Origin of the sequence: Herbaspirillum sp. (genome assembly GCF_017744395.1) — a bacterium.
Classification (GTDB): domain Bacteria; phylum Pseudomonadota; class Gammaproteobacteria; order Burkholderiales; family Burkholderiaceae_D; genus Herbaspirillum.
Genome location: NZ_JAGIBI010000002.1, coordinates 363,764 through 377,100, shown reverse-complemented (window position 1 = coordinate 377,100; position 13,337 = coordinate 363,764). Strand labels below are relative to the sequence as shown.

The 13,337-nt window shown below is 65.1% G+C and carries 12 protein-coding genes; 11 read left to right on the top strand and 1 reads right to left on the bottom strand.

What is annotated here, in order from left to right; genetic code table 11:
• The 11 genes from J7548_RS07600 to prmC all read left to right on the top strand — a co-directional run bounded on the left by J7548_RS07600 (position 1) and on the right by prmC (position 9,645).
• On the top strand, positions 1-921 hold the full coding sequence (locus J7548_RS07600; protein WP_290972633.1) for an ABC transporter permease: 921 nt from the start codon (positions 1-3) through the stop codon (positions 919-921).
• 50 nt (positions 922-971) lie between these two features.
• Positions 972-2,105: a BMP family ABC transporter substrate-binding protein gene (locus tag J7548_RS07595; protein ID WP_290972631.1), complete on the top strand. Its 1,134-nt coding sequence runs from the start codon at positions 972-974 to the stop codon at positions 2,103-2,105.
• A gap of 129 nt (positions 2,106-2,234) precedes the next feature.
• A complete protein-coding gene (locus J7548_RS07590; RefSeq protein ID WP_290972630.1) occupies positions 2,235-2,648 on the top strand; it encodes an SRPBCC family protein in 414 nt (137 codons plus the stop codon).
• A gap of 120 nt (positions 2,649-2,768) precedes the next feature.
• The gene (gene minC / locus J7548_RS07585) at positions 2,769-3,554 is read left to right on the top strand and encodes a septum site-determining protein MinC (protein WP_290972628.1); all 786 of its coding nucleotides are present in this window, start codon (positions 2,769-2,771) and stop codon (positions 3,552-3,554) included.
• Between the two features lie 71 nt (positions 3,555-3,625).
• On the top strand, positions 3,626-4,441 hold the full coding sequence (gene minD / locus J7548_RS07580; RefSeq protein WP_290972625.1) for a septum site-determining protein MinD: 816 nt from the start codon (positions 3,626-3,628) through the stop codon (positions 4,439-4,441).
• A gap of 1 nt (position 4,442) precedes the next feature.
• A complete protein-coding gene (gene minE / locus J7548_RS07575; protein WP_290972622.1) occupies positions 4,443-4,712 on the top strand; it encodes a cell division topological specificity factor MinE in 270 nt (89 codons plus the stop codon).
• 70 nt (positions 4,713-4,782) lie between these two features.
• Positions 4,783-5,496 carry a winged helix-turn-helix domain-containing protein gene (locus J7548_RS07570; RefSeq protein ID WP_290972618.1) on the top strand — a complete coding sequence of 238 codons (714 nt, stop codon included), beginning with the start codon at positions 4,783-4,785 and terminating at the stop codon, positions 5,494-5,496.
• Between the two features lie 200 nt (positions 5,497-5,696).
• Positions 5,697-6,986: a glutamyl-tRNA reductase gene (gene hemA, locus J7548_RS07565; protein WP_290972614.1), complete on the top strand. Its 1,290-nt coding sequence runs from the start codon at positions 5,697-5,699 to the stop codon at positions 6,984-6,986.
• 113 nt (positions 6,987-7,099) lie between these two features.
• Complete coding sequence (gene prfA, locus J7548_RS07560) at positions 7,100-8,179, top strand: peptide chain release factor 1 (protein WP_290972611.1); 1,080 nt, start codon at positions 7,100-7,102, stop codon at positions 8,177-8,179.
• Positions 8,180-8,333: 154 nt separating this feature from the next.
• Complete coding sequence (locus J7548_RS07555; protein ID WP_290972607.1) at positions 8,334-8,807, top strand: disulfide bond formation protein B; 474 nt, start codon at positions 8,334-8,336, stop codon at positions 8,805-8,807.
• Position 8,808: 1 nt separating this feature from the next.
• Positions 8,809-9,645: a peptide chain release factor N(5)-glutamine methyltransferase gene (gene prmC, locus J7548_RS07550; RefSeq protein WP_290972604.1), complete on the top strand. Its 837-nt coding sequence runs from the start codon at positions 8,809-8,811 to the stop codon at positions 9,643-9,645.
• A gap of 64 nt (positions 9,646-9,709) precedes the next feature.
• Here the strand turns inward: prmC and J7548_RS07545 are convergent, their stop codons facing one another.
• Positions 9,710-13,330: an indolepyruvate ferredoxin oxidoreductase family protein gene (locus J7548_RS07545; protein WP_290972601.1), complete on the bottom strand. Its 3,621-nt coding sequence runs from the start codon at positions 13,328-13,330 to the stop codon at positions 9,710-9,712.
• Between the last annotated feature and the right edge of the window lie 7 nt (positions 13,331-13,337).

Here is a 13,337-nt window from a genome sequence, read left to right as displayed (position 1 = left end):
ATGGAACAACTCGCACCTCTCATCGCGGCCTCGATCAATGCCGGCACACCGTTGCTGCTGGCGGCCATCGGCCTGCTGATCAACGAACGCTCCGGCGTGCTCAACCTGGGCGCCGAAGGCATGATGCTGGTGGCCGCCATCGCCGGTTTCGCGGTCGGCTACGCCACCAGGAGCCCGCTGCTGGGATTCATCGCCGGCGCCGTGTGTGGCATGCTGATGGCATCCCTGTTCGCCTGGCTGGCGCTGCAACTGGCGACCAACCAGGTCGCCACCGGCCTGGCGCTGTCGATCTTCGGCGCCGGCCTGTCGGCTTTCGTCGGCCAGCGTTTCGTCGGCCTGGCGCTGCCGGCGCAGCCCAATTCGGTGCTGCTCTTGGGCGACATTCCCTTCATCGGCCCGGCGCTGTTCCACCAGCACTGGATGAGCTACGTGGCCTTCGCGCTGTGCATCGCCAGCATCTGGTTCTTGTATCGCACGCGCGCCGGACTGGTGCTGCGCGCGGTAGGCGAGTCGCCCGAGTCGGCGCATGCGCTGGGCTATCCGGTGCGCGGCATCCGCTTTGGCGCGCTGCTGTTCGGCGGCGCCTGCTGCGGCCTGGCCGGGGCCTACATGTCGTTGGTGTATACGCCGATGTGGGTGGAAGGCCTGGTGGCCGGGCGCGGCTGGATCGCGCTGGCGCTGACCGCCTTTGCCACCTGGCGCCCGGCACGGGTATTGCTGGGTTCGCTGCTGTTCGGCGGCGTCACCATCGCCCAGTTCTACCTGCAGGGCATGGGCGTGACGGTGCCGTCGCAGATCCTGTCGATGGCGCCGTACCTGGCGACCATCGTGGTGCTGGCGCTGATCTCGCGCAATCCGGACTGGATCCGCCTGAACATGCCGGCCTCGCTGGGCAAGCCGTTCCGTCCCGGCTCCGCATGAATTTTTTGTAGTCAGCAATACGCATTTCAACCAACCTGAGGGAGAACACAATGATCATTTCGCGCAGAGCCTCGCTGGCGATGCTCGCCACCCTGGCCGCGGCAACCCTGATCGGTTGCGGCAAGAAGGAAGAAGCCGCCGCGCCGGCAACTGCTCCGGCTGCCGCCGCACCTGCCGCCGATCCGCTGAAGGTGGCCTTCGTCTACATCGGCCCGGTCGGCGACGCCGGCTGGACCTTCGCCCACGACAAGGGCCGCAAGGCGGTCGAAGAGAAGTTCGGCGACAAGGTCAAGACCACCTTCGTGGAAAACATTCCCGAATCCGCCGCCGATGCCGAGCGCGTGTTCCGCCAGCTGGCCACCGATGGCAACAAGCTGATCTTCGGCACCACCTTCGGCTATATGGAAGCGATGCTGAAAGTCGCCAAGGAATTCCCGGACGTGAAGTTCGAACACGCCACCGGCTTCAAGACCGCCGACAACCTTGCGCAATACGACGTGCGCACCTATGAAGGCGCCTACCTGGCCGGCGTAGTCGCGGGCAAGATCAGCAAATCCGGCAAGCTGGGCGTAGTGGCGTCGGTGCCGATCCCCGAGGTGATCCGCAACATCGACTCCTTCACGCTGGGCGCGCGCTCGGTGAACCCGAAGGCGACCACCGCCGTGGTCTGGGTCAACAAATGGTTCGACCCGGGCAAGGAGCGTGAAGCCGCCACCACCCTGATCGGCCAGGGCGTGGACGTGCTGATGCAGAACACCGACTCCGCCGCCGTGGTGCAGACCGCGCAGGAAAAGGGCGTGCACGCCTTCGGCTGGGACAGCGACATGACCAGCTTCGGCCCCAAGGCCCACCTGGCTGCCTCGATGATCAACTGGGGCGTGTATTACACCCAGCGCGTGCAGGCGCTGCTGGACGGCTCCTGGAAGAGCAGCACCAGCTGGATCGGCCTGAAGGAAAACGGCATCGACCTGGCGGCCTTCAATCCCGATCTGCCGGCCGATGCGAAGGCCTTGGTGGAAGAGCGCAAGAAAGGCATCGTCGACGGCAGCGCGCCGATCTGGAAGGGTCCGATCAAGGACAACACCGGCAAGGAAGTGCTGGGCAAGGACGCCGTGGCTGACGATGGCTTCCTGCATGGCATCAAGTTCTACGTCGAAGGCGTGGACGGCAAGGTACCGGGCTGATGATGGGACGGCGCGCGCAAGCGCGCCGCTCTGACCGGCACAACACGGCCGGAAGCGTCTTGCGACGTTTCCGGCCGTTTTTCATGGCACGGTGGATAATGCCGTTTTATTCCCTCACAGGAGAACGCCGTGTCCGCCCTGCCCGTCCTGATCCTGCACGTCACGCTGCCCGTTCCGGTGGCGCAGTCCTACGCCTTTCTCTCCGATCCCCGCAACATGTCGCAATGGGCCTCCGGCCTGGGCCAGGGCTTGCGCCAGGAAGGCGATGCCTGGATCGCGCAGGGCGAGTCGGGGCAGGTAACGATCTGCTTCGCCCAGGCCAATGCCTATGGCGTGCTCGACCATGAAGTGACGCTGCCCGACGGCGCGCGGGTGGCAGTGCCGATGCGCGTGGTCGCCAATGGCGAGGGCGCCAGCGAACTGACGTTTACGCTGTTTCGCCAGCCCGGCATGGACGATGCCAAATTCGCGGAAGATGCCAAATGGGTCATGCGCGACCTGCAAAAGCTGCAACAACTGCTGACGCCTCCCAATCCGGCCTGACCCGCCGAAAAGCCGCGATATGGCGCTATCGCAGCGCCATCCTGCCTGTATAATGCACAGCCAATATTCGCGGAAAGCGGCGTTTCGGCTGGCTTTCCGCCGCACCCGAGCAAACGATTTATGCAAAAAGCCCGCAAACCGATCGAAATCAAGATATCCACCGTTGTTGCCATCTCGGCAATCCTGCATGAAACCGATCCTGCCGCTTTGCACAAAGCGCTGAAGGACATGACCGGCGGCGTATCCGACTTCTTCGAGGACGAGTTTGCCGTGCTCGACATCGGCGCGCTGGAAGGCGCCGCCGCTGCCGCCATCGACTGGCAGGCGCTGGTCGGGCTGTTCAAGACGTTCCGCCTGAACACCGTGGCCGTGCGCAATGCGCCGGAAGACTTGCACGCAGGCATCGTGGCCCACGGCCTGGCGATCGACAGCTCGGCCGTAGCGGGCGCCGGCGCCGCCAATGCGCGCGCGCAGGAAGCCGCGCTGCAGGAAGCCCCCGCCGCCAAGCCGGCGCCGCAACCGGAGCCCGCCCCTGCGCCCGCTCCGGCCGCAGCACCGGCCCCGGCGGCGCGCACCATGATCGTCGACACCCCGGTGCGCGCCGGCCAGCGCATTTATGCGCGCGGCGCCGACCTGGTGGTGATGGCGGCGGTCAACAATGGCGCCGAGATCATCGCCGACGGCAGCATCCACGTCTACGCGCCGCTGCGCGGACGGGCGCTGGCCGGCGCCTCCGGCAACACCGAGGCGCGCATCTTCACCGCCTCGCTGGAGGCGGAACTGGTTTCCATCGCCGGGGTCTATCGAACCTTCGAGAACGGCCACCCGGCGGAGATCGCGGGCAAGCAGGTGCAGGTGCGCCTCAATGGCGAACGCATCGACGTGCTGGCGATGCAGGCGGCCTGAACCCAAATCGCAAACCGAATACGTAACCCAATCCAATCGCATCAGCGCACTGTTTTTCTAAGGAGTTTTTTGTGGCAAAAATCATCGTTGTGACTTCCGGTAAGGGCGGCGTCGGCAAAACGACGTCGAGCGCCAGTTTCGCATCGGGCCTGGCAATGCGCGGCCACAAGACGGCTGTGATCGACTTCGACGTCGGCTTGCGCAACCTCGACCTGATCATGGGCTGCGAACGCCGCGTGGTGTACGACCTGATCAATGTCATCAACAAGGAAGCCACGCTGAACCAGGCCCTGATCAAGGACAAGCACTGCGACAACCTGTTCATCCTGCCGGCCTCGCAGACCCGCGACAAGGACGCGCTGACCGAGGCAGGCGTGGAGCGCGTGCTGGACGACCTGTCCAAGATGGACTTCGAATACATCATCTGCGACTCGCCCGCCGGCATCGAGCACGGCGCGGTGATGGCGCTGACCTTCGCCGACGAGGCGATCGTGGTGACCAACCCGGAAGTGTCCTCGGTGCGCGACTCCGACCGCATCCTCGGCATCATCCAGGCCAAGTCGCGCCGCGCATCAAGCGGCGGCGAACCGGTCAAGGAACACCTGCTGATCACCCGCTACGCGCCCAAGCGCGTGGAAGGCGGCGAAATGCTGTCGTACACCGACGTCCAGGAGATCCTGCGCATTCCCCTGATCGGCATCATCCCCGAGTCGGAATCGGTGCTGGCCGCTTCCAACCAGGGCAGCCCCGCGATCCACATGAAGGACAGCGACGTGGCCCTGGCCTACCAGGACGTGGTGTCGCGCTTCCTTGGCGAGAACGTCGAGCTGCGCTTCACCAACTACGAAAAGCCTGGCTTCCTGCAGCGCATTTTCGGAGGTAAGTAATATGTCCCTGCTTTCATTCCTGTTCCCGGCCAAGCCCAAGAGCGCGGTTGCAGCAAAGGAACGGCTGCAGATCATCATCGCCCGCGAACGCTCCAACGGCCGCCAGGGCCCGGACTTCCTGCCGGCCTTGCACAAGGAACTGATCGAGGTGATCTCCAAGTACACCAAGGTCAATGCCGACGACATCAAGATCTCGCTGGACCGCCAGGGCAACCTGGAAGTGCTGGATGTGAACGTGGTGCTGCCGGACGCCGATTCGGCGCCGGTCTGACGCAGCTCGGAACCATTGGAAAAAGGGCAGCCCGGCTGCCCTTTTTTCCATCTTTGACGGCCTCGATGCCATGAAGATCGGGATTCTCTCCTTCTCCGCCGACTGCGCGACCCTGCTGCGCCAGCTGCTGGCCGGGCGCGACTGCGCAAGCTATGCCGGCGTGGAAGGCTTCGCCGCCGCGCGCGAGGATGGCGTCGGCCTGCTGGTGGCGGATCTGGATGGGCTGGAACAACAGGTCGCGCAAACCGCGGCCGGCCTGCGCGCCTTGCTTGCGCAACCGGCGCAGGATGGCGACGCCGTCCCCGCGGTGCTGCTGCTGGCCGCCCCGGCGCAAAAAGCCTTGCTGCAAACGCTGCGCGCAGCCGGTGCCGACGATTACCTGGTCAAGCCCATCCGCCGCGGCGAACTGGCGCTGCGGCTGGAATTGCTGCTGCAAGCGGCCGATCCGCAGGCGGCGCACGTGGTGCGCAGCGGCGGCTTCGTGTTCGACCTCGACCGCCTGCGCGTCTCCAGCCAGGAACATCCGGCGCTGGACGCCGCCCTCACGCGCAAGGAGGCAGAGCTAGCGCTGCTGCTGCTGGAACACTTGGGCCGCCCGCTGTCGCGCGCCTTCATCCAGGAGCGCATCTGGGGCGCCGAACCCGAGGTGCCGACGCGCACCATCGATACCCACGTCTCGCGCGTGCGCACCAAGCTCAAGCTGAAACCGGAACATGGCTACAAGCTGGCCACGGTCTACGGCTATGGCTATCAACTGGAACGACTGGGCTCGTCGCCCGCCTGAATTTCCCCAGGGAAATCCTGTTGTATTCCGGCGGCAGCCAATGCCAAAAGCTGCCCCATATCAGGAATGAATACCGCTTATCAGCCCGCTGCCAAACCCCTTATTGCACAGCGGGTATAATAGCCTCGTTGTAAAAGGCCAGTTTTGGCCGCTTTTGGCCCCGAATTTAAGCCCAGCGGCATTGAAAGCCGCGTCATTCCATGCATTTGCTCGCCGTCGGACTCAACCACACTACCGCGCCGGTTTCGCTGCGCGAAAAAGTGGCCTTCCCCGCTGACCAGATCGGCCAGGCGGTGGCGACGGCGCGCGCCTGGTTCGGCGGCAACGACCAGATCATTTCCTCCGGCGAAGCCGCCATCCTCTCCACCTGCAACCGCACCGAGCTGTACGCGGCGGCGGCCGGCCAGGATGGCGTCGATTTCGCCATCGACCGCACCGCGCAGTTCCTGGCCGAGTACCACCGGATCCCCTACGCCGACCTGCGCCCCTTCCTCTATGCGCTGCCACAGGACAATGCCGTGCGCCACGCCTTCCGCGTCGCCTCCGGGCTGGACTCGATGGTGCTGGGCGAGCCGCAGATCCTGGGCCAGATGAAGGACGCGGTGCGCCAGGCGGAGGCCGCCGGCGGCCTGGGCACCTACCTGCACCAGCTGTTCCAGCGCACCTTCGCGGTGGCCAAGGAAGTGCGGACTACCACCGAGATCGGCGCCCACAGCGTATCAATGGCCGCCGCCGCGGTGCGCCTGTCGCAGCGCATCTTCGATTCCATCTCGGGGCAGAACGTGCTGTTCATCGGCGCCGGCGAAATGATCGAGCTGTGCGCCACCCATTTCGCCGCGCAGAACCCCAAGACCCTGACGGTGGCCAACCGCACCATGGAGCGCGGCGAGACGCTGGCGCACCGCTTCAACGGCAACGCGATCCGCCTGGCCGACCTGCCGGCGCAACTGGCCCGCTTCGACATCGTGGTGTCGTGCACCGCTTCCTCGCTGCCGATCATCGGCCTGGGGCTGGTCGAGCGCGCGGTCAAGGCGCGCCGCCACAAGCCTATCTTCATGGTCGACCTGGCCGTGCCGCGCGATATCGAATCCGAAGTCGCGCGCCTGGACGACGTCTTCCTGTACACCGTGGACGACCTGGCCTCGGTGGTGCAAAGCGGCGTCGAAAACCGCCAAGCCGCGGTGGCGCAGGCCGAGGCCATCATCGAAACCCGCGTGCAGTCCTTCATGCACTGGATCGACAGCCGCGCCATGGTGCCGCTGATCCAGGACCTGCACGAGACCGGCGAGGCCCTGCGCCTGGCCGAACTGGAACGCGCCCGCAAGATGCTGGCCAAGGGCGACGATGTCGAGGCGGTGATGGAAGCCCTTTCCAAGGGCCTGACCGCCAAGTTCCTGCACGGCCCGCAACAGGCCTTGCACCATGCCCAGGGCGAGCAACGCACCCAGCTGGTTTCGCTGCTGCCGCAACTGTTCCGCACCAAGCGTTAGCGTCCCTCTCTCTTCATGCCCGTGCTCTTCGTGCATGGGCATGGGCATCGCCTTGCCGTGGCCTGCCCCGCAGCGCCGACGGTTCCGCAAGACCCTTCTTTACCGACCCGCACATGAAACCATCGATGCTCGCCAAACTCGACCAGCTAGCCGAACGGCTGGAAGAGCTCAACAGCCTGCTGGCGCAGGAAGACGCCACGGCCAACATGGACAACTTCCGCAAGATGACCCGCGAGCACGCCGAACTGGGCCCATTGGTGGCGCTGTACCAGAACTACGTGCAAGCCGGCAACGACATCAGGACCGCGCAGGAACTGCTGGCCGATCCGGACATGAAGGAGTTCGCGCAGGAAGAGATCAACGGCGCCAAGAGCCGCATGGAAGCGCTGGAAGGCGACCTGCAGAAGATGCTGCTGCCCAAGGACCCGAACGACGAGCGCAACATCTTCCTGGAAATCCGCGCCGGTACCGGCGGCGACGAATCGGCGCTGTTCGCCGGCGACCTGCTGCGCATGTACACGCGCTATGCCGAACGCAACCGCTGGCAGGTGGAGATCGTTTCCTCCTCCGAATCGGAACTCGGTGGCTACAAGGAAGTGATCGCGCGCATCGCCGGTTTCGGCGCCTATTCGCGCCTGAAGTTCGAATCCGGCGGCCACCGCGTGCAGCGTGTACCGGCTACCGAAACCCAGGGCCGCATCCACACCTCGGCCTGCACGGTGGCCGTGATGCCGGAAGCCGACGAGGTCGAGGATGTCGAGATCAATCCGGCCGACATCCGCATCGACACCTTCCGCGCCTCCGGCGCCGGCGGCCAGCACATCAACAAGACCGACTCGGCGGTGCGCATCACCCACATGCCGACCGGCATCGTGGTGGAATGCCAGGACGACCGCAGCCAGCACAAGAACAAGGCTTCGGCGCTGAAGGTGCTGGCCGCGCGCATCAAGGACGTGCAACTGCGCGAGCAGCAGTCGAAGGAAGCGGCCACCCGCAAGTCGCTGATCGGCTCGGGCGACCGCAGCGAACGTATCCGCACCTATAATTTCCCGCAGGGGCGCATGACCGACCACCGCATCAACCTGACGCTGTACAAGCTGGATTTCATCATGGACGGCGACCTGGAAGAACTGACCAGCGCCCTGATCACCGAGCACCAGGCGGAATTGCTGGCGGAACTGGGCGACGACTGACGACAGGAACCAAATACGGCCCTAGCAGCTCTGAAAGGCTTGCATCGCGGTAGCCGCCTGAGGGGGCGGCATGCAAGCGAGCAGGACTCTCCACTACAATCCGTCATGGCAGCACTGCCTGAGTCGGCCTCAATCCAACCAAAGCGAATAACTCATGAAATCATCCAAATCGGTCTTCCTGCTGGTGGCGCTGGTATGTATCGCGCTGCTCGGTTTCGCCATGTACCTGCAGATCGTCGAAGAGATGCAGCCCTGCCCGCTGTGCGTGATCCAGCGCTACATGTTCGTGCTGGTGGCGGCATTCGCGCTGATCGGCTATTGCATGCCTGCCCCGGCTCGCCGCGGCAGCGCCGCGCTGGGCGTACTGGCGGCGCTGGGCGGCGCCGGCACCGCCGTCTGGCACCTGTATGTGAAGGCGCATCCGGGCGTATCCTGCACCACCGATCCGCTGGAAACCGCGCTCAACCAGCTCCCTACCGCCAAACTGCTGCCGCAGGTGTTTACCGCCGACGGTTTCTGCGCGGCGCCCTGGCCGCCGGTGTTCGGTTTGCAGATTCCGACCTGGTCGCTGATCTGGTTCGCGGTGCTGGCGCTGGTGCTTCTGCGCCAGGTCTTCAAGCGCGCCTGAAATGGCCCTCGTATCCAGCTTCGCCGGCTGCACGCTGGCAACGGTATTGAAGACGGCGCCACTGGATGCGCTGGAAAACCGCATCCTGCTGTGCCACGCGCTGCGGCTGACGCGGGTGCAGCTGATCACCCAGTCTGAACGCCGGCTCGACCTCGCCGAGGCCGATGCGCTGGCGGCCCTGTTCGAACGGCGCCTGCGCGGAGAACCGATCGCCTACATCGTCGGCGCGCGCGAATTCTACGGCCTCGATTTCCGCGTCACGCCGGACGTACTGATTCCCCGTCCCGATACCGAATTGCTGGTGGAGTTGTCCATCGAACGCTTGCCGCAAGGCGGACGCCTGCTGGACATGGGCACCGGCTCGGGCGCCATCGCCGTAGCCATCGCGCACACACGGCCCGATGCCTCGGTGGCCGCACTCGACGCCAGCCCGGCGGCGCTGGAAGTGGCGCGCGCCAATGCCGCCGCCAACGGCGTCAATGTCGAATTCACCTTGAGCGACTGGTATCAGGGATTGGACGCTTCCACGCCGGCCTTCGATGTCATCGCCTCCAACCCGCCCTACATCGTCGATGGCGATGCGCATCTCTCGCAAGGCGACCTGCGCTTCGAACCGATCGATGCGCTGACCGACCATGCCGATGGCTTATCGGCGTTGCGCAACATCATCGATGGCGCGCATGCGCATCTCAAGCGCGGCGGCTGGCTGTTGATGGAACATGGCTACGACCAGGCGACGGCGGTACGGGCGCTGTTGTCGGGCACGGGATTCGGCGAGGTGCAAAGCTGGCGGGATCTGGCGGGCATAGAACGGGTCAGCGGTGGCCGGTTCGCTTGACTGGCAAACGACACTGGGTCCTGACCTTCGTCAGGACCCAGTGTCTTTCAACGGTGTATCAATCTCACGCCGCTTTCTTTCCTCCACCTCCCGGCCCGGACGGCACATCCGCCGCCGTAATGCCTTGCAATTCCGGCTGCTCGATCATCTTCAGCAGTGAAGCCTCCTTCTGCTTGGCCGCCTGCAAATGGCGCTCCTTCACATGCCCGTAGCCACGGATATCCTCCGGAATGCGCGCCACCGCGATGACCTGCTGCAGGTTGTCCGCCGTGAGCTTGCCCAGCAGGCGCGACACGGTCGTCCGGTACTCTTCGATCAAGGCCCGCTCCTGCTTGCGCTCCCCGGTATAACCGAAGGGATCGAAGGCGGTGCCGCGCAGGAAGCGCAGCTTCGCCAATACGCCGAAGGCCGGCATCATCCATGAGCCGTACTGCTTCTTGACCAGATGGCCCTTGTCGTCATGCTTGGCCAGCAGCGGCGGCGCCAGGTGGAATTTGATCTGGTAGTCGCCCTCGAACATGGAGGCGATCTTGTCGCGGAAAGCACCATCGGTATAGAGCCGCGCGACCTCGTACTCGTCCTTGTAGGCCATCAGCTTGAACAGGTATTGCGCCACGGCCTGGGTCAACTTCAGCCCTTTCCCGGCTTCGCCCAGAGCGCTTTCGGCGGCGCGCACCTGCTGCACGAAATCGCTGTAGCGGCGCGCGTAGGCGGCGTTCTGGTAGGAGGTCAGGAAACCGACGCGGCGCTCCACGGTCTGCTCCAGCGTCGGCGTGCGCTTGAACTCGATCACCTGCGCCGTCATGCCGTTGCGCTTGGCGGCGTTGAGTACCGTGTCGATATCGTGCGCGGCCACGCGGCCCCAGGCGAACGCCTGCTTGTTGAAGTCCACCTGCAACGCATTGAGCTCGATGGCGCGCAGCAAGGCGGCTTCCGACAGCGGCACCCAACCCTTCTGCCAGGCATAGCCCAGCATGAACATGTTGGTGGCGATGGCGTCGCCCATCAGCGCGGTGGCTATATGGCCGGCATCGACCAGCGCCACGTTGTCGCGCCCGCAGGCCTTGGCGATCTCGCCTTCGCTGGAAGCGGCCGGGAATTGCCAGTCGGGGTTGCGCACGAAAGCGGCGGTCGGCATCTGGGTCGAGTTGACGGCCGCGCGCGTACGCCCTTCGCCCATGCGCGACAAGGCGTCGCGCCCGGCGGTGACGATCACGTCGCAGCCGATCACCAGGTCGGCCGCGCCGGTGCCCACGCGGGTCGAATACAGGTGGTCGGCCTTGTCGGCCACGCGCACGTGCGACATCACCGGCCCGCCCTTCTGCGCCAGGCCGCTCATGTCCAATACCGAGCACACGCGCCCTTCCACGTGCGCGGCCATGGCAATGATCTGGCCGATAGTGATGACGCCGGTGCCGCCCACGCCGGTGACCAGGATGCCGTAGGGATCGGCCAAGGACGGCAATACCGGCTCTGGCAATGCCGGCATTGCCGGCGACGCATCCGCACCCGGCTGCACCCGCGCCGGTTTCTTCAGCTTGCCGCCTTCGACGGTGACGAAGCTGGGGCAGAAGCCGGTGACGCAGGAGTAGTCCTTGTTGCACGAGGACTGGTTGATCTGGCGCTTGCGGCCGAATTCGGTTTCCAGCGGTTCGACCGACAGGCAGTTCGACTGCACGCTGCAGTCGCCGCAGCCTTCGCACACCGCTTCATTGATCACGGCGCGCTTGGCGGGGTCGGGATAGGCGTTGCGTTTGCGGCGGCGGCGCTTTTCCGAGGCGCAGGTCTGGTCGTAGATCATGGCCGAGACGCCGGCCACTTCGCGCAATTCGCGCTGCACGGCGTCGAGTTCGCTACGGTGGCGGATGGTGACGCCTTCAGCCCAGCGGGTGCCGGCCGGATACTTGTCGGGTTCATCGGTGACGACGATGATCGGATTGACGTTTTCCGCCGCCAGCTGCCGCGAGATCATCGCCGGATCGAGCGGGCCGTCGAATTCCTGGCCGCCGGTCATGGCCACCGCATCGTTGTAGAGGATCTTGTAGGTAATGTTGACCTTGGCCGCGACCGAGGCGCGCACCGCCAGCAAACCCGAGTGGAAATAGGTGCCGTCGCCGAGGTTGGCGAACACATGCTTCTCGCTGGTGAACGGCGCCTGCCCGACCCAGGTCACGCCTTCGCCGCCCATGTGGGTGAAGATGCTGGACTCGCGGTCCATCCAGGTCACCATGTAGTGGCAGCCGATGCCGGCCAGGCCTCGGCTGCCGTCCGGCAGTTTGGTCGAGGTATTGTGCGGGCAGCCCGAGCAGAAATGCGGGATGCGGTCCTTGTTCGGGTCCGGCTTGCTGCTGATGTTGAGCGCGGCTTCCTTGGCTTCGAGGAAGGCGATGCGGGCGCGCACGCGTTGCTCGACCGGATGGCCGGCAAAGTAGCGCGAGATGCGGGTGGCAATCGCGCGCGCGATCTGCGCCGGATTCAGTTCATAGGTCGCCGGCAGCAGCCAGTTGCCGTGGCCTTCGCGCTGCGAGCCGCTCCATTCGCCGGTGTCGTCGAACTTGCCAACCACGCGCGGACGCACGTCGTCGCGCCAGTTGTAGAGTTCTTCCTTCAACTGGTATTCGAGGATCTGGCGCTTCTCTTCCACCACCAGGATTTCTTCCAGTCCCTGCGCGAACTCGCGCACGCCTTCGGCTTCCAGCGGCCAGGTCATGCCGACCTTGTAGAGGCGGATGCCGATGTCGCGCGCGACCTGCTCGTCGATGCCGAGGTCGTCCAGCGCCTGGCGCGTGTCGAGGTAGGACTTGCCGGCGGTGATGATGCCGATCTTGGCGTGCGGGCTGTCCCACACGATCTGGTTGAGCTTGTTGACACGCGCGTAGGCCAGCGCGGCATACCACTTGTAGTTGTTCATCCGCGCTTCCTGCGCGAGCACGGTGTCGGGCTGGCGGATGTTGAGGCCGTCCGGCGGCAGCGCGAAGTCTTGCGGCAACTGGATCTGCACGCGGTCCGGATCGATCATCACCGACATGCCTGACTCGACCAGGTCGGTCACGCATTTCATCGCCACCCACAAGCCGGTGTAGCGGCTCATGGCCCAGCCATGCAGGCCGTAGTCGAGGTATTCCTGCACCGAGGACGGATACAGCACCGGGATGCCGCAGGCCTTGAGGATGTGTTCGCTCTGGTGCGCGGTGGTGGAGGACTTGGCCGCATGGTCGTCGCCGGCGATCACCAGCACGCCGCCGTGCTGCGAAGTGCCGGCCATGTTGGCGTGCTTGAAGACGTCGCCGCAGCGGTCCACGCCCGGCCCCTTGCCGTACCACAGCGAGAACACGCCGTCATATTGCGCGCCGGGGAACAGGTTGACCTGCTGCGTGCCCCACACGCTGGTGGCGGCCAGGTCTTCGTTCATGCCCGGATGGAATTTGATCTGGTGGGCGTCGAGGTATTTCTTCGCCTTCTCGGCGGTCTGGTCGACCGTGCCCAGCGGCGAGCCGCGATAACCGGTGATGAAGCCGGCGGTATTGAGGCCGGCACGGCGGTCAGCCTCACGCTGCAGCATCGGCAGGCGCACCAGCGCCTGGATGCCGGTCATGAAGACGCGGCCGCGTTCAAGGGTGTATTTGTCGTCCAGCGAGACGTCTTCCAGCAATAGCCGCTGGCTGGATGGTAGGGGTGCGTTCATGCGGTCT